Raw genomic sequence first — 17209 nt, forward strand, 5'->3', positions numbered from 1 at the left:
TTTAATAGATAACAAGAATAATGAAAACGCCCAATAAACTTATTGCTACCGAAGAAAAAGCATACAAAATAGCACGTCGATAGGCTTTTTTCACTAGCATGGAAACAAGTTCTGTGCCAAAAGTAGAAAAAGTAGTGTACGCCCCACAAAATCCTGTTCCTAGCAATGTCCACATCATAGAAGGTAACAAGTTATTGTCAGTTGCTACAAATAAAAAGCCGAGCAGGAATGATCCAGTAATGTTGGCAATCCAAGTTCCAAACGGACGTAATGGATCAACACGATTAAAGGTTACACCAACGAAATATCTTGCATTGGCACCTGCAAAACCACCAATTGCCACTAACAAGATGCTCATTGAATAACCTCCTCCTCTTTACATAATATTTTGGCAAGAAAATATCCAGCAAAAGATCCAAGGATACCGAAAACAATGCTTCCGAATAAGTAAATAAAACCAGCAACAATTTGATCGGTTATCAAATGAATAGTTTCTACCGTAAACGTAGAGAATGTAGTAAACGACCCAATAATACCGGTATTAATTGCTAGCAATACCGGCTGTGGTAGCTTTTTCTTAATGCTCCCATGATTGGAGAGGAACCCAAGCACAAAGCAACCTAAAATATTTACAATCATCGTTTCATAGGGAAAAGATTGTTCTGCAAACAAAAGTGCGACGCCATATCTCATCGTCGCACCAATAGCTCCACCTAGACCAATAAATACAATTAGTGAGTAGGTGGATGCTCTAGACATTCTGGGCACATCCCGTAAATTTCAAATTTATGTCCTTCTATCATGAAGTTCTGTAACTGTTCACTTATATCTTCCATTGGACAATGATGAATTTCTTTGGTAATTCCACATTCTTTACAAATGAAATGATGATGATGATGTTTATCGCACTTCATACGAAAGTGTTTCTCACCGTTTAGTTCAGTAGATTCAAGAATCTCTAATTGATCAAAAAGGTGAAGATTTCGATAGATTGTATCAAAGCTAATTCCTTTAAACTGGGGTTCCATGTGTTTTAATAGATCTTTTGCGGTACGATAACGGTCTTCATTAAAAAAGAATTCTAAAATCACTTCACGTTTGTCTGTATATTTATATCCTTTTTCTTTCAATGTGGATAAAGCTTCTTTAACTCTCATTAAATCGCCCTCTTTCTAGTAAAGTAACCCCGTACCTTGTTTACAGATATCGTAATAATTAATATTAAGATGGAAATCATCACGATTGTTCCACCAGGAGGAATTTCAAAGTAATAACCAGATATTAACCCTATAATAACAGATAATTCACCAAAAATGACAGCAAAGAGAATGGTTTGTTTAAAACCTTTTGCTAATCTAATACTTGCCGCGACCGGTAAAGTCATTAAGGAGGACACAAGTAAGACCCCAACAATTCGAAGCGAAGCAGCAATAACCAATGCAGTCAAGACAATGAAAATGAAATGGATAATCTTTGCGTGAATCCCAGATACAACAGCATGTTCTTCATCAAATGATAGCATAAACAGTTCTTTGTAAAATAAGGTTATGGCAGTTAAGACAATGATAGTAATAATGATGATCGTCCACAAATCACGTTCACTAACAGCTGAAACAGATCCGAATAAGTAATTATAAAGATCGGTATTAAAACCATTTGCGAGTGAGATGAAGATAACACTTAGACCAACACCACCTGATAAAATAATTGGAATAGCGATTTCTTGAAATCCTTTATATACTGTACGCAACCGTTCAATAAAAATTGATCCGAGTACGGAAAAGCCCATCCCGCTATAAAAAGGGGTAAGAAACAGAATTCCATATTTTTTTTCCATAAATAGCCCAAAAGCTATTCCTCCCAGCGTAACATGAGACAGAGCATCGGCTAATAAGGAAAGTCTTCTCACAACCACGAATGTTCCTAATAGGGGAGCAATAAATCCAATTAACAAACCAGTGTAAAATGTATTTCGTAAAAACTCATATTCAAAAAATTGTGCTAACAAACTTCCACTTCCTTCGTTTAATGGTCATGCGTAACCACTTGTAGCGAATGCCCATAGATTTTTGATAATTCATATTCAGGTAGTTGTGCAAACGTTTCGGGACTTCCATGAAAATGTATTTGTTTGTTTAAACAAGCAATGCCATTCGCATGGCTTGTTATCGTACCGAGATCATGTGATACAAGCAATAACGTAATACCATTTTCTTCATTTAACCGATGTAATAGGTCATAAAATTTACTAACATGTTTGGAATCAATTCCAACAGTTGGTTCATCTAGAATAAGCAGCGATGGATCACTAACTAAAGAGCGTGCAATAAAGATACGTTGCTGTTGCCCACCAGAAAGATCACCAATATTGGTATTCAAGTACGCACTCATTCCTACCAAATCGACGGCTTGTTCAATTTTTTGTCTGTGTTGTTTCTTAAAGAAGCGAAAATAGCCAATATTAGCAGTTAAGCCAGTTGATACTACTTCCTTTACTGTAGCTGGAAATCCACGATTAAATGTATTTGCTTTTTGAGAAACATAACCTATCTTGTTCCAATTAGAGAAATTATTGATATTCTCTTCAAACAAATCAATGGTGCCTTTTTGAGGTTTTAATAGGCCAAGTAAAATCTTTATAAGTGTGGTTTTACCGCCACCATTTGGACCAAGTAACCCTAAAAATGCACCTTGAGGTATCTCTAAGTTAATGTCTTGGAGCGCATAATTTGATTCATAAGCATAGCTCACATGTTGTATACGAACAATTGGAGATGTCATATAACACCTAGCTTTCTAACTTTATTTTTCCATTGCTTATTATAGCTTATTAGTAGTGGAATGTAAATAAGAATAGTTCCGTTTTAATTATTCATAAGCGGCTACAATTGAGAGAGTAACTTATAGGAAACGAAAAAAAGATGATTCCATGTTGCATTGTGAGGAATCATCTATTACGACTACTAATATACCTACTTATTCTTTTTACAGTAATGAAACTAATGGGGTAATTTGTTTAATGAACCGGCAATTGGTTTGTATAAGCACTGAATTGCTGACGGGTTTGCTGAATTTGATTTTGATCTGCTTTGTCTATACTATACCAACCATTTTTGAACATTAAATTATAAAGTGTGCGTTGCATATTTTGTGTTTCATTAAAGATCGCTGATAAGTCTTGGTAAAACGTTTGATTACTTGCTTCATTTAAAGCGATACTATAGGATTGAGTCATATATTTTTCAGTTGCTAGCATATCATTTAAAAAGTCACGATCATTCATCTCAGGTGTTTTTGGGACTTGTGTTTCTGGGTTTTGTACTTTTTGTTGATTCATGAAAAAACTCCTTTTCCGTTACTGAACCATACCATTAGAAGGTAAATTGGTATGTTGCAATATTTTTTGATAATGTTTTTGATGCATTTGGCATACTTGTTCTAAAGTTGACTTAATCTCTGGAATGGTACATTGTTGCGCAAAAAAATGGGTTTTTTTGGCAGCATTTAAATTCCAAGCCATCATATCTTGTAAATATAGTAGATCTTTATTGCTTACAATAGTTGGTGGTTGATACATAATATGGTTGGATTGTTGCATCTGTCCCATATTTACTGGTTGTTGTTGCATTATGTTTTCCTCCTTATTTCGAACTTCATGTGTAATCTATGTAGCTTTTGACATACTATACATGCCTCATTTATGCAAATAACTAGTCAAGTACGTTTGTTCTCTTATATACTGTAAGCAGAAAGTAAATAATTAAAAGGTAGTATGTTACAAAGAAATTGGAGGAAATGTTGATGAGTATAACGTTTTATTGGTACCCAAAGTGTGGGACCTGTCAAAAAGCCAAAAAGTGGTTAGATGAAAATAATGTACATTACGATGACATACATATCGTGGAACATCCACCAACAAAAGAACAATTACAAGATTTCATTAAAGTAAGTGGATTACCAATGAAAAAATTTTTTAATACAAGTGGTAAAAAGTATCGCGAGCTTAACTTGAAAGATAAACTTCCTACGATGTCAGATGATGAAAAATTGGCTGTTTTAGCATCTGATGGTATGCTAATGAAACGGCCACTTACGACTGATGGCACGAAGGTAACAGTAGGATTTAATGAGCAACAATTTGAAGAGACGTGGAAGTAACGAATACTTGGTAGCGATAGTCTAGTTTAATCTAGCTGTTACTAGTGAATAGCAATATAGAAGTATGTATCTTTGCATTTTTTAGTTGCATTTGCAAAAGAATTAGAATTTTTGGAGGTTTTTTTATGAGTTTACCTAAAGATTATCGATATTCTGAAGAGCATGAATGGGTAAAAGTAGAAGGAGATAACGTTCGCATCGGTATTACCGATCATGCCCAAGATGAATTGGGGGATATTGTTTTTGTTGAATTACCTGAAGCGGGTGATGAAGTGGAAGCAGATCAGCCATTTGGTAGTGTTGAATCAGTAAAAACAGTCTCTGAATTATATGCACCACTTAGTGGTAAAGTAATAGAAGTTAATGAAGCATTGGATGATAGTCCTGAGTTTATTAATGAAACACCATATGACAAAGGTTGGATGATTGTATTAGAACCTAAAGATACGGCTGACATTGATAAACTTATGACAGCAGAACAATATCAAAAAATGATTGAAGAAGACGAGTAAAATCAGTAAAAACACATCCCTTGTTACTTTTGTATAAACAAGGGATGTGCTTATATATCAGCATTGACTAGCTAGACTATAAGAATTTTGTAAAGGTGGTTGCGGAGAATGTTTACTGATTCTGAAGAGTTAGAGCCCGTTTTGATTGTGGAGGGACGTACAGACAAGCGCCAAATTGAAAAGATTATTACCGATACATTAACCATTATTTGTACTAATGGGACATTAGGTATTGAAAAAATGGAACAAATGATTATCGATTATGATTTAGATAATCGGGAGGTATTTATCTTAGTAGATGAAGATGAAGCGGGTCATAAGCTTAGAAAACAATTATCGATCGAATTGCCGCATGCAAAGCATATATATATCGATAAAACATTTCGTGAAGTTGCTGCTACACCTGAAACAGAATTAGCTACAGCCTTAGTCAGTCGACGTATTACTGTTAATCCAATCTATCTTATGTAAGGAGTGCACGATGGTACCAATAGTGAAAGATAACCTGCCTGTTGCAGATGAACTTGGTGCTATGACTTTTATTCATAGTCCTTTTTGTGGAACTTGTCACCTAGCACGACAAATTCTAGTTAAAATTGAAGAAGAAGCAGGAAAAAATCTTTTTAATGAAATGAACGCTGCCCTATTTCCGGCATTTATGCAGAACAAAAAAATTGAAAGTGTTCCTTGTTTGTTCACCATATCGATGAATGGCGAAGAACAGCGAATTTATTCTTTTGAAAAAATGGCACAGTTATCTAGCGCATTAACACATAATGGCTAGTATATTGTTTTGTTGGCATGGAGGATAGTAGTTATCCGAACCGTGTCTTTTTTTGTACTTGAATAACGTGGTTAAATAAAGGTAAAGTATAAATCACGTTGGTGAGCGCCCTAGATTTCATAGTTAAACGGAGAAAAAGCGGAAATCACGTTGGTGAGCGCCCTAGATTTCATAGTTAAACGGAGAAAAAGCGGAAATCACGTTGGTGAGCGTCAAAGATTTCATAGTTAAACGGAGAAAAAGCGGAAATCGCGTTGGTGAGCGTCAAAGATTTCATAGTTAAACGGAGAAAAAGCGGAAATCACGTTGGTGAGCGCCCTAGATTTCATAGTTAAACGGAGAAAAAGCGGAAATCACGTTGGTGAGCGTCAAAGATTTCATAGTTAAACGGAGAAAAAGCGGAAATCGCGTTGGTGAGCGTCAAAGATTTCATAGTTAAACGGAGAAAAAGCGGAAATCGCGTTGGTGAGCGTCAAAGATTTCATAGTTAAACGAAGATAAAGCAGAAATCACTTTGATAAGCGCCCTGCATCTCCAATTAAGTTTAGAAATTGCTATTCTACTACCTCTCCAATCGACTGTACGATATCTAAAAAGTTACTTTTATCCCCGAATGTTTGGTGAACTTTTCCCTGTTGATCAATAATAATGGTGGTAGGAACTCCTTCACAATGAAACAAGTCGTACACGTCTCTCCCATTATCAATTAAAGAAGGTTGGCTTAAAAATTTGTTTGCATATTTTTCTGCTTCCTCACGGCTACGCTCTCTACCCAGTACATTAATAGAGACTAGTTCTACTTTGCTCGGATCCATTGATTGAAAGAGTTGTTCTTTTTTGGGTAGGTCTACACTACAGTCAGGACACCAAGAAGCCCAAAATGTGAGGACAATAACTTTACCTTTATAATCCGATAGGCGCCATTCACCCGTCTTATTGATATATGATAATGTAAAATTAACTGATTCGTTCATTAAAAATCTTCCTTTCTAATCTTCTCCATATTGTATATGAAACTTCTGATGGGCTCAAGAATTTAGAAAGATGTAAAACTGGTAAAATTTTTATGAGATTAAAAAAATAAAAACAATTGACATTTGATTAAGCGGTGTGCTAAGATCCAATTATCTTAATGAAAACTTAATACTTAATCTCTTATCAAGAGAGGTGGAGGGACTGGCCCGACGAAGCCCGGCAACCGTTAAACATATTCTATGTTTAAAAAGGTGCCAATTCCTGCAGAGCAGTTAATGCTTTGGCAGATGAGAGAACAGAATTATTATAGACATAGGGTGTCTTTCTGTTCTCCACGAACAGAAAGACACCTTTTTTTATTTAGATAGTGAAATTATATTCCTTATTAGCACAAGCGATAAAAACATAACAAGTAGAAAGAAGGGATACGATGATTACCATTAACCAGCTGTCAAAAGTTTTTCAAACGAATAACGCATCAATTACTGCGGTGGATAAGCTTGACCTATCGATTAATAATGGCGAGATCTTCGGTGTTATTGGCTATAGTGGCGCAGGTAAGAGTACTTTTATTCGACTTATTAATCGATTAGAGGAGCCAAGCTCAGGCGAAGTAACTATCGATGACCAAACGATTACAGCGTTATCAAAAAAACAATTGCGTCTCTCACGTCAAGAGATTGGCATGATTTTTCAACATTTTAATCTATTATGGTCACGTACGGTAAGACAGAATATTTCATTTCCGCTAGAAATTGCAGGAGTAGCAAAAGCCGAGCGTGAAGAACGAGTAGATGAATTAATTCGATTGGTTGGTTTGTCTGGCCGAGAGGATGCTTATCCTTCCCAGTTAAGTGGTGGCCAGAAACAACGTGTTGGTATTGCGCGAGCATTAGCTAATCGACCGAAAGTGTTGTTGTGTGATGAAGCGACATCGGCATTAGATCCAGAAACAACGGATGCTATTTTATCCTTATTGGTAGATATTAATAAACAGCTTGGTCTAACGATTATCTTAATTACTCATGAAATGCATGTCATACAGAAGATCTGTCATCGTGTAGCGGTAATGGAACAAGGAGCGGTTGTGGAAGAAGGAAATGTCGTTGACGTATTCTCTCACCCAAAACAATCAGTTACGAAGAAGTTTGTGGAACAAGTAATGGGCAAACCTGAAGAACAAGCAACGGACGAAACCTTTATGCATCATGTCGAGCAAGGAAAGGTCTTGCGTTTACACTTTGTTGGAGAAACAGCCAATCAAGCTGTTATTAGCCAAGTCGCTAAACAATTTAAAGTTGATTTAAACATCTTGCACGGAAATGTCAAACAAACACAAGCTGGTGCTTACGGAACATTATATGTTCAAATTACTGGTGAAGAGGTAGAAATAACAAAAGCAATTGACCATATCAAGTCCATAGCAGTAGAAGTGGAGGTGAAAGGCCATGCTTAATACACTTTTTCCAAATGTGAAATGGTTTGACTTGGTTATTGCAACAGGTGAGACATTTTACATGACATTAATTGCTTTAGTCGGAACGCTTATTCTAGGAATCGCATTAGGACTGTTACTATATTTAACTTCGAAAGGCAATGTGTGGCAGAATAAAGGGCTCAATTTTATCGTTGCTACCGTTGTAAACGTATTTCGGGCGATTCCGTTTGTTATTTTAATTTTGCTATTATTCCCATTTACTGATTTTCTAATTGGAACATTGCGAGGACCGAATGCAGCACTACCTGCATTAATCATTGGTTCTGCGCCATTCTATGGTAGATTAGTTGAGATTGCATTGCGAGAAGTTGATAAAGGTGTGATTGAGGCGGCTAAAGCAATGGGGGCAAAAACCTCAACCATTATTTTTAAGGTACTATTAAAAGAATCAACACCAGCATTAGTTTCTGGATTAACCGTAACAGCGATTGCTTTAATCGGATACACAGCTGTTGCTGGTATTATTGGTGCAGGCGGGTTAGGTGATTATGCTTATTATTATGGGTTCCAACGCCAAGCTAGTGATGTCTTATTCATGTGTACCGTATTAATTGTCATTATTGTTTTTGTGTTCCAGATCATTGGTGACACAATCACAAATAAATTAGATAAACGATGATGGAAAACTTGTGGAAAGCGCAAGTTAACTATAAAAAAATAAGAAGGAGAGTTTTAACATGAAAAAATTGCTATTATTTTTAATTGCTACTTTGTTCGTAGGCGTATTAGTAGGATGTGGGACAGGTAATTCAGATGAGGAAACAAGTGGAGACAATGGTGAGACAAGTGAAGAAAATGTTGAAATAAAAGTAGGTGCGACAAGCGTGCCACATGCAGAAATTTTAGAAGAAGCAAAACCGATATTAGCTGAAAAAGGTATCGATTTAGTTATTGAAGAGTTTCAAGATTATATTCTACCAAATAAAGATCTAGCTAATGGATCAATTGATGCAAATTATTTCCAACACATTCCGTACTTTAATTCACAAAAAGAAGAATTTGAGTATGATTTTGTTAATTTAGGTGGCATTCATATTGAGCCAATGGGTGTTTATTCAAAAAATATTACAAATATTGAAGATATCCCAGAAGGGACGGAAGTGATTATTAGTCGTTCAGTACCAGATCACGGACGTATCTTAACCTTATTTGAGCAACAAGGATTAATTTCCTTAGATGAGAATGTGACGAAAGCAGATGCAACGATTGATGACATTGTGGAAAATCCGCTAAACTTGAAATTTTCACCAGATGTAGATGCTGCAGTTTTACCACAAATGTATGAGCGCGAAGAGGATAAATTAGTGGCGATTAATACAAATTATGCGATTGAAGCAGGACTTTCCCCACTTGAAGATTCGTTATTCGTAGAAGATGCTGATTCTCCATATGTCAATATTATTGCTGCCCGTGCAGAAGATGAGAATAATGAAGCTTTACTAACATTAGTGGATGTATTACAGTCTGAAGATATTACGAATTTTATTGAAGAAACGTATGCCGGCGAAGTTGTTCCAGTAGCTTCTGAGTAGTGAATAAGCAAAATTCGATAAACTCTAAGCAAATCGAATGTATTCTAGCTCTGTTTGTTGTATGTAAGTCATGTGAGCGTAAGTGAGGGCAAATCCTTTCAAATAACTTGTCAAGCACTTTGTTATGTAATCTAACAAATGGTACATTATTATTGTCAAACAAAGAAAGGGATGTTTTAAACCAAAATGGCTCGATTAGCATTAAACTATACAACAGACATGGAAAAAGCAATGCAAGAAAATCATGGAGTTGGATTTGCCGAATATGAAAAAAGTTTGGCCAAACGCCTAGAAATTGAAAAGAAACGTGAAAAAAGCTATCGGAACGGTTTGAAGATCGTTACTGACATGGAACAAAAAGTACATCGTTAAAAATCATAAAAACTAAAATCCCCTCACTTCAATTTAATTGCAGTGAGGGGATTTTTTATGCGAAAAATTAGTTAGAATATATGATACAAATAAAAAGGAAACCCATTAAAGAAACCAGATAATGGAGGGGTTTTAAAGGCATTTAGTAGGTCACTTTTGTTTATGGAATCTTGGGATCGTGATATAGTAATAATATAAGAATTTTATCATTAGAAAGTATACATGGTAACGATGTATCTATTCATCAACTAACACTGCCATATGGTTGCGGCAGACGATCGATACTTTTTGTGCAAAATAGTTTGAAAAATGCTACGTGTGTATCTTTGAAATGTTGATTATAGATTCGAAATAGTATAAGATTGTAATGAGAATAAAGTGAGAATGAACCTCAGACAACAAGGTTCTCTCTATTTTTATAAATTTTATTATGTTGGAGGTAACAATATGGCTGTATCGACGTTAGAAATTAAAGATCTTCATGTTGAAATTGAAGGTCAAGAGATATTAAAAGGTGTAAACTTAACCATTAAAGGTGGCGAGTTCCATGCTGTCATGGGACCAAATGGTACGGGTAAGTCCACTTTAGCATCTGCCATTATGGGTCATCCGAAATACGAAGTAACAAGTGGAAGCATTCTTTTAGATGGGGAAGATGTGCTAGAAATGGAAGTAGACGAACGAGCAAAAGCAGGTCTATTTTTAGCGATGCAATATCCAAGTGAAATTAGTGGGGTAACAACTTCTGACTTCTTACGTTCTTCCATTAATGCTCGTCGTGAAGAAGGCGATGAAATTCCATTAATGAAATTCATTAAAGAGATGGATGCAGCAATGGATTATTTAGAAATAGATAAAAACATGGCGCAACGTTATTTAAATGAAGGATTCTCTGGCGGAGAGAAAAAACGTAATGAAATCCTACAATTAATGCTGTTAAAACCAGCCATCGGAATTTTAGATGAGATTGACTCTGGTTTGGATATTGATGCACTTAAAATTGTATCCAAAGGAATCAATAAACTACGTAACGAAACATTTGGTTGCTTAATTATTACGCACTACCAACGTTTACTAGACTACATTACGCCAGATTATGTACACATCATGATGCAAGGCCGTGTGGTGAAATCAGGTGGTCCAGAGTTAGCTGAACGTCTAGAAGCAGAGGGTTATGACTGGATTAAAAAAGAATTAGGTATTGAAGAGGAAACAGTAGGTCATAACGCATAAACGTAAGGAGGGATTAGATGGCTGCGGAAACAAAATTACCATATGAAGAAGATTACGTAAAAGCTTTTTCAGCAAAGCATAATGAACCGGAGTGGATGTCTAAGTTTCGCCAACAGGCCCTAGAAGTTGCTGATACGTTAGAAATGCCAACACCGGATAAAACAAATATATCAAAATGGAATTTCTCTACATTTAAACATGACGCAGAAGGGGAGTCCATTTCTTCACTAAAAGAATTACCAAATGATATTCAAGTATTTGTCGATGTCGAAAAAGACAATAATATTGTTCTTTTACGAAATCAAACAACTGCATACAAAAACTTATCGAAAGAGCTAGCTGATAAAGGTGTTATTTTTACTGATATGTTTACTGCATTAGAAAACTACCCTGAGTTAGTACAACGTTATTATATGAAAGATGCCGTTTCATTTGATGAGCATCGCCTAACAGCTTTACATGCTGCATTAATGAACGGTGGCGTATTTGTATATGTTCCTAAAAATGTTGTCGTTGAACAACCGTTACAAGCTATTTTTTGGCAAGAAGATGTATCATTAGGTTTGTTCAATCATGTCATTGTCGTAGCTGAAGAAAATAGCTCCTTAACCTATGTAGAGAACTATATTTCTCATAACAAAGAAGAAGAAACAGTAGCAAATGTAGTGACAGAAGTAATCGCACATGATAATGCTTCAATCTCATTTGGTTCTGTCGATAATTTCGCACATGGAACAACCGTTTATATGAATCGTCGTGGGGTAGTTTATCGTGATGCAAAAATTGAATGGGCATTAGGTCAAATGAACGAGGGTAATACAGTATCAGATAATACCACCCATTTAATTGGCGATAATTCTTATTCGTATGCAAAAACAGTATCTGTAGGTCGTGGTGATCAAATCCAGAACTTTACTGCTAAAATTGTAAACTATGGAAAACAATCAGAAGGTTTAATCTTGCAACACGGTGTAATGAAAGATCACGCTTCCTCTATCTTTAATGGTATTGGTAAGATTGAGCACGGTGGAACGAAAGCAAATGCTGAGCAAGAATCTCGAGTTCTCATGTTAAGTAAACATGCACGTGGGGATGCAAATCCGATCTTATTAATTGATGAAGATGATGTAACAGCAGGTCACGCTGCTTCTGTAGGTCGTGTAGACCCAGTGCAATTGTATTATCTTATGAGTAGAGGTATTTCTAAGCAAGAAGCTGAACGTTTAGTTATTCACGGCTTCTTAGCACCAGTAGTTAATGAAATTCCAATTCAGGCAGTACGAGAACAGTTAACAGAAGTAATTGAGAGGAAAGTATACTAATGGATGTTAATGCAATTCGTTCTCAATTTCCTATCTTGGATCAAGAAGTAAATGAAAAGCCGTTAGTTTATTTGGATTCTTCTGCCACATCACAAAAGCCGTTAGCTGTTATTGAAGCGATCAATGCATACTATCGGTCAGATAATTCGAATGTGCATCGCGGTGTACACACATTGGGTAATCGTGCAACAGAGGAATATGAAGGAGCTCGTGAAAAAGTCAGAGCCTTTCTACATGCTTCTTCCGTTGAAGAAATTATCTTTACTCGCGGAACGACAACCTCAATCAATACCGTTGCAGCTAGTTATGGTAGAGCTAACTTAAAAGTGGGCGATGAAGTTGTCTTAACGTTAATGGAGCATCATAGTAATATTATCCCTTGGCAGCAAGTTGCTAAGGAGACGGGTGCCACGTTAAAATATATTCCACTGCAAGCAGATGGAACAGTCGCGCTAGAAGATGTGCAAGCAACCATTACAGCTAATACTAAAATTGTAGCAATGACACACGTATCAAATGTATTAGGAACCATTAATCCGATTAAAGAAGTTACCAAGATTGCACATGAACATGGAGCAGTTATGGTAGTTGATGGGGCACAAGCGGTACCGCATATGCGTGTCGATGTGCAAGAATTGGATTGTGATTTTTATGCCTTTTCTGGTCATAAAATGTGTGGTCCTACTGGTATTGGTGTCCTATATGGCAAAAAAGAGCTGCTTGAACAAATGGAACCTGTAGAATTTGGTGGTGAAATGATTGATTTTGTAGGATTATATGAATCAACATGGAAAGATCTGCCTTGGAAGTTTGAAGGGGGCACACCAATCATAGCAGGAGCAATTGGTTTAGGTGCAGCGATTGATTTTCTAGAATCCATTGGTTTAGACAAGATAGCAAAACATGAAGAAATGTTAGTTAAATATGCAATGGACCAGCTTCAAACCATTGATGGTATTACAATTTATGGTCCTGAGAAAAGAGCTGGCCTAATCACATTTAATTTGGATGATGTGCATCCGCACGATACAGCAACCATATTGGACGCGGAAGGTGTTGCAGTTCGAGCAGGACACCACTGTGCGCAACCGTTAATGAAATGGTTAGATGAAACTGCAACAGCAAGAGCAAGTTTCTATCTTTATAATACAAAAGAAGATGTGGATCGATTAGTTGCTGGTTTACAACGAGCGAAGGAGTTTTTCGGCGATGTCTTTTACTAATTTAGAAACATTATACCGACAAGTGATCATGGATCATTATAAAAATCCTCGTAACCGAGGTGCTTTTGACGAAGAATCACTGTCAATTGATATGAATAATCCAACATGTGGAGATCGTATTCAAATCCATTTATTAGTGGAAGACGATATGGTGAAGGATGCGAAATTTGAAGGCGAAGGTTGCTCGATTAGCTTGGCGTCTGCATCGATGATGACGCAAGCGATTAAAGGCAAAACAACCAAAGAGGCACTTTCCATGTCAGAAATGTTCTCTGATATGATGTTAGGTAATGATCCGGATACAAGTGAGCTAGACCTAGGCGATTCCGAAGCGTTGCAAGGTGTAGCGAAATTTCCGGCAAGAATTAAGTGCGCTACATTGCCTTGGAAAGCAATGGAAAAAGGGATGGAAGCGTAGTATTGTTTATTTAAAAATGATGATAGAATTTGAATAGGAGGGGTTAAATAATGGCTAAGAAGGCGCCAGAAGTTGGAGATTATAAATATGGTTTTCATGATCGTGACGTTTCCGTCTTTCGTACAGAAAAAGGCCTAACCAAAAACGTGGTTGAAGAAATTTCACGAATGAAAGAAGAACCACAATGGATGCTCGATTATCGTTTAAAAGCACTAGAACAATTTTATAAACAACCGATGCCACAGTGGGGTGGGGATCTTTCAGAATTAAATTTTGATGAGATCACGTATTATGTTAAACCATCTGAGCGTTCGGAACGTTCATGGGATGAGGTCCCTGATGAAATTAAACAAACATTTGATAAATTAGGGATTCCAGAAGCAGAACAAAAATATTTAGCTGGTGTATCAGCACAATATGAATCAGAGGTTGTCTATCATAATTTAAAAGAAGATTTAGAAGAAATGGGTATTGTGTTTAAAGATACCGATACAGCACTAAAAGAAAATGAAGATTTATTTAAACAGTATTTTGGGAAAGTTATTCCTTCATCTGATAATAAATTTTCTGCATTAAACTCAGCAGTATGGTCTGGTGGATCATTTATTTATGTTCCAAAAGGCGTAAAAGCTGACACGCCATTGCAGGCATACTTCCGAATTAACTCGGAAAACATGGGACAATTTGAGCGTACGTTAATTATTGTAGACGAAGGCGCTTCTGTACACTATGTAGAAGGTTGTACAGCACCAACTTATACAACCAATTCGTTGCACAGTGCAGTAGTTGAAATTTTTGTTAAAAAAGATGCGTATTGCCGTTATACAACTATTCAAAACTGGGCAAATAACGTATATAACTTAGTAACCAAGCGTGCCACTTGCGATGCAAACGCAACAATGGAATGGGTCGACGGTAACTTAGGATCGAAATTAACAATGAAATATCCTTCTGTTATCTTAAAAGGAGAAGGCGCACGTGGCATGACCTTATCTATTGCATTAGCAGGAAAAGGTCAACACCAAGATGCTGGGGCAAAAATGTATCACCTTGCACCAAATACTTCTTCTACGATTGTATCAAAATCAATTTCGAAACAAGGTGGTAAAGTAACCTATCGTGGTATTGTTCACTTTGGAAGAAAAGCGGATAATGCTCGTTCAAACATCGAGTGCGATACGTTAATTATGGATAATAAATCGACTTCAGATACCATTCCTTATAATGAAATTAACAATGAAAATATTTCATTAGAGCACGAAGCAAAAGTTTCTAAAGTGTCTGAAGAGCAGTTATTCTACTTGATGAGTCGTGGTATTTCCGAACAAGAAGCAACTGAAATGATCGTAATGGGCTTCATTGAACCATTTACGAAAGAGCTTCCAATGGAATACGCAGTAGAAATGAACCGCCTAATCAGCTTTGAAATGGAAGGTAGTATCGGGTAATCATATTCCATATGAGATAAATATGAGTACGGGACATACGCAAATGGGTACATTCGCGCGTATGGCTCGTACTTTTTTTATCCCGCAGAGGCACCATTTGAAGTTTACAGCGTTTAGTAAGGTAAAGATAGTACAGCGAACAGTAAAGAAATCAATATACAAACACCATTCATTCTTTTTGAAACCGAAACGTGTTAAAATATATATTGGTAAGACTGCAAAATTGAAAATTGTTTCCTTGAATAAAGGGGTTTTTAGCATGCAAGAAAAAATATTCTTATATTATACAAGTGATATACATAGCCATTTTGAAAATTGGCCAAAGATTGCCTCCTTTTTTAACGATAAAAAAATACAACATAACAGAGAAAATCAAGACTTTTTTTTATTTGATAATGGTGACCATATTGATCGCGTACATCCAAACTCAGAAGCATTACTTGGTAAAGGTAATGTAACATTATTAAATGAAGCTGGATATGATATGGTGACATTAGGTAATAATGAAGGTATAACATTAAATCATAATGAGCTTTATCATTTATACGATGATGCCGATTTTTCCGTAATCTGCGCTAATTTACATAGTAAGGATGGAGATGATCCAGACTGGCTGCAAGCAACTACTTACACATCTACAAATTCGGGTATAACGATTGGTGTCATTGGGTTAACTGCACCATTTCAAGCGTTCTATAACCCGCTTGAATGGAATGTAGAGGATCCCTTTGCCATATTAGATCGTGAAGTTGAACGGTTGAACAAACAAGCAGATATTATTGTACTATTATCTCATTTAGGTATTACTGAAGATCAACAAATTGCAGAAAGATATCCTATGATTGATGTCATTATTGGTGGACACACGCACCATTTATTTCGTGATGGAGAAGTGGTTAATCAGTCGATCTTAACAGCGGCTGGAAAATTCGGCTATTATGTAGGGGAAGTAGTACTTACTTGGGATCATTCCTTACATCAATTAGTCAAAAAAGAGGCATATGCAACACCAATTGATCATGTTTTGCCACATGAAGAGACGACAAGAATAATTAAAGAACAAACCGAACGATCTGCTACTTTGTTAAAACAAACCATCGCAACACTGGAAAAACCTTTGGAAGTAGACTGGTTCAAACGGACAATAATTATGAAACAATTGACCGAGACCTTACGGGAATGGACTAATGCAGATATTGCTATGTTAAATGCCGGTATTCTACTTGAGTCGTTACCTCAAGGTACCGTCACTTACGCAGATGTGCACCGTATTTGTCCACATCCAATTAATCCCTGTGTTGTAACACTTACAGGTCAAGAATTAGTAGAAGTTATCCGAGGTTCATTAACAAATAATTTTACAGAATTAGAAATGAAGGGATTTGGTTTTCGCGGAAAAGTTATCGGTCGTATGGTTTTTGCTGGGGTAGAACTTGAAACCACCATTAATCAAGACGGTAGTGAACATATGAAGGAAGTGACGTTTCAAGGGGAAGCGCTGGATGTTGATCAGACGTATCGCCTAGCAACTGCTGATATGTTTACCTTTGGGCAACTTTCTCCACCAATCGCACGATCAAATACGAAAGAATTTTTTATGCCCGAGTTTATGCGAGATTTATTAATTCGAACATTAGTTAGTCATTATAAAAAGTAGGTTGACTCATTTTAAAAATTTTGTGGATAATTGTAGAACTATTTGATAATATTTGAGTTAGTTAATATTAGATATAT

At 36.3% G+C, this 17209-nt stretch carries 22 protein-coding genes and 1 riboswitch; of the genes, 14 read left to right on the forward strand and 8 right to left on the reverse strand.

Going from position 1 to position 17209, the window contains the following annotated elements; all coding sequences use genetic code 11:
• Position 1: 1 nt before the first annotated feature.
• From crcB to DES48_RS10090, 7 genes are all read right to left on the reverse strand, one after another.
• Complete coding sequence (gene crcB, locus DES48_RS10060) at positions 2–358, reverse strand: fluoride efflux transporter CrcB (protein WP_113868916.1); 357 nt, start codon at positions 356–358, stop codon at positions 2–4.
• Positions 355–759, reverse strand: coding sequence for a fluoride efflux transporter FluC (locus DES48_RS10065; RefSeq protein ID WP_079710898.1), 405 nt, complete (start codon positions 757–759; stop codon positions 355–357). Before DES48_RS10065 ends, crcB begins: the two co-directional genes overlap by 4 nt.
• Positions 732–1157 carry a Fur family transcriptional regulator gene (locus DES48_RS10070; RefSeq protein WP_079710899.1) on the reverse strand — a complete coding sequence of 142 codons (426 nt, stop codon included), beginning with the start codon at positions 1155–1157 and terminating at the stop codon, positions 732–734. Before DES48_RS10070 ends, DES48_RS10065 begins: the two co-directional genes overlap by 28 nt.
• Positions 1157–2008, reverse strand: coding sequence for a metal ABC transporter permease (locus DES48_RS10075; RefSeq protein ID WP_113868918.1), 852 nt, complete (start codon positions 2006–2008; stop codon positions 1157–1159). Before DES48_RS10075 ends, DES48_RS10070 begins: the two co-directional genes overlap by 1 nt.
• Positions 2009–2025: 17 nt before the next feature.
• Positions 2026–2781 (reverse strand): metal ABC transporter ATP-binding protein, encoded by a 756-nt coding sequence (locus tag DES48_RS10080; protein ID WP_079710901.1) that lies wholly within the window; start codon positions 2779–2781, stop codon positions 2026–2028.
• Between the two features lie 235 nt (positions 2782–3016).
• Positions 3017–3337 carry a spore coat protein gene (locus DES48_RS10085; protein ID WP_113868920.1) on the reverse strand — a complete coding sequence of 107 codons (321 nt, stop codon included), beginning with the start codon at positions 3335–3337 and terminating at the stop codon, positions 3017–3019.
• 18 nt (positions 3338–3355) lie between these two features.
• The gene (locus tag DES48_RS10090) at positions 3356–3628 is read right to left on the reverse strand and encodes a hypothetical protein (protein WP_113868922.1); all 273 of its coding nucleotides are present in this window, start codon (positions 3626–3628) and stop codon (positions 3356–3358) included.
• Positions 3629–3801: 173 nt separating this feature from the next.
• Here DES48_RS10090 and DES48_RS10095 point away from each other — a divergent pair, with 173 nt between their 5' ends.
• The 4 genes from DES48_RS10095 to DES48_RS10110 all read left to right on the forward strand — a co-directional run bounded on the left by DES48_RS10095 (position 3802) and on the right by DES48_RS10110 (position 5454).
• Complete coding sequence (locus tag DES48_RS10095) at positions 3802–4158, forward strand: arsenate reductase family protein (RefSeq protein ID WP_079710904.1); 357 nt, start codon at positions 3802–3804, stop codon at positions 4156–4158.
• 125 nt (positions 4159–4283) lie between these two features.
• The gene (gene gcvH / locus DES48_RS10100) at positions 4284–4670 is read left to right on the forward strand and encodes a glycine cleavage system protein GcvH (protein WP_079710905.1); all 387 of its coding nucleotides are present in this window, start codon (positions 4284–4286) and stop codon (positions 4668–4670) included.
• Positions 4671–4778: 108 nt separating this feature from the next.
• The gene (locus tag DES48_RS10105; protein ID WP_079710906.1) at positions 4779–5141 is read left to right on the forward strand and encodes a toprim domain-containing protein; all 363 of its coding nucleotides are present in this window, start codon (positions 4779–4781) and stop codon (positions 5139–5141) included.
• A gap of 10 nt (positions 5142–5151) precedes the next feature.
• Complete coding sequence (locus tag DES48_RS10110) at positions 5152–5454, forward strand: thioredoxin family protein (RefSeq protein ID WP_113868924.1); 303 nt, start codon at positions 5152–5154, stop codon at positions 5452–5454.
• Positions 5455–6008: 554 nt separating this feature from the next.
• On the opposite strand, the gene DES48_RS10115 is transcribed toward DES48_RS10110, so the two are convergent.
• Positions 6009–6428, reverse strand: a complete 420-nt coding sequence (locus DES48_RS10115) for a TlpA family protein disulfide reductase (RefSeq protein WP_113868926.1) — start codon at positions 6426–6428, stop codon at positions 6009–6011.
• Between the two features lie 178 nt (positions 6429–6606).
• Positions 6607–6723: riboswitch (SAM riboswitch) on the forward strand.
• 136 nt (positions 6724–6859) lie between these two features.
• Between DES48_RS10115 and DES48_RS10120 the strand changes: the two genes are divergently transcribed.
• The 10 genes from DES48_RS10120 to DES48_RS10165 all read left to right on the forward strand — a co-directional run bounded on the left by DES48_RS10120 (position 6860) and on the right by DES48_RS10165 (position 17132).
• Positions 6860–7885 carry a methionine ABC transporter ATP-binding protein gene (locus DES48_RS10120; RefSeq protein WP_079710909.1) on the forward strand — a complete coding sequence of 342 codons (1026 nt, stop codon included), beginning with the start codon at positions 6860–6862 and terminating at the stop codon, positions 7883–7885.
• The gene (locus tag DES48_RS10125; RefSeq protein WP_079710910.1) at positions 7878–8546 is read left to right on the forward strand and encodes a methionine ABC transporter permease; all 669 of its coding nucleotides are present in this window, start codon (positions 7878–7880) and stop codon (positions 8544–8546) included. The genes DES48_RS10120 and DES48_RS10125 overlap by 8 nt, the downstream gene beginning before the upstream one ends.
• A gap of 58 nt (positions 8547–8604) precedes the next feature.
• A complete protein-coding gene (locus DES48_RS10130; protein ID WP_113868928.1) occupies positions 8605–9459 on the forward strand; it encodes a MetQ/NlpA family ABC transporter substrate-binding protein in 855 nt (284 codons plus the stop codon).
• A gap of 186 nt (positions 9460–9645) precedes the next feature.
• Positions 9646–9831, forward strand: a complete 186-nt coding sequence (locus DES48_RS10135; protein ID WP_113868930.1) for a YuzK family famiily protein — start codon at positions 9646–9648, stop codon at positions 9829–9831.
• A gap of 447 nt (positions 9832–10278) precedes the next feature.
• Positions 10279–11064 (forward strand): Fe-S cluster assembly ATPase SufC, encoded by a 786-nt coding sequence (sufC, locus tag DES48_RS10140; protein ID WP_079710913.1) that lies wholly within the window; start codon positions 10279–10281, stop codon positions 11062–11064.
• 17 nt (positions 11065–11081) lie between these two features.
• A complete protein-coding gene (gene sufD, locus DES48_RS10145) occupies positions 11082–12386 on the forward strand; it encodes a Fe-S cluster assembly protein SufD (protein ID WP_113868932.1) in 1305 nt (434 codons plus the stop codon).
• On the forward strand, positions 12386–13609 hold the full coding sequence (locus DES48_RS10150) for a cysteine desulfurase (protein ID WP_113868934.1): 1224 nt from the start codon (positions 12386–12388) through the stop codon (positions 13607–13609). The genes sufD and DES48_RS10150 overlap by 1 nt, the downstream gene beginning before the upstream one ends.
• A complete protein-coding gene (gene sufU / locus DES48_RS10155; RefSeq protein WP_079710916.1) occupies positions 13596–14027 on the forward strand; it encodes a Fe-S cluster assembly sulfur transfer protein SufU in 432 nt (143 codons plus the stop codon). The genes DES48_RS10150 and sufU overlap by 14 nt, the downstream gene beginning before the upstream one ends.
• Positions 14028–14077: 50 nt before the next feature.
• A complete protein-coding gene (gene sufB, locus DES48_RS10160) occupies positions 14078–15475 on the forward strand; it encodes a Fe-S cluster assembly protein SufB (protein WP_079710917.1) in 1398 nt (465 codons plus the stop codon).
• Positions 15476–15734: 259 nt separating this feature from the next.
• Complete coding sequence (locus tag DES48_RS10165) at positions 15735–17132, forward strand: bifunctional metallophosphatase/5'-nucleotidase (RefSeq protein WP_113868937.1); 1398 nt, start codon at positions 15735–15737, stop codon at positions 17130–17132.
• Positions 17133–17209: the final 77 nt, after the last annotated feature.

The sequence above is a fragment of the Paraliobacillus ryukyuensis genome (assembly GCF_003315295.1).
Classification (GTDB): Bacteria; Bacillota; Bacilli; order Bacillales; family Amphibacillaceae; genus Paraliobacillus; species Paraliobacillus ryukyuensis.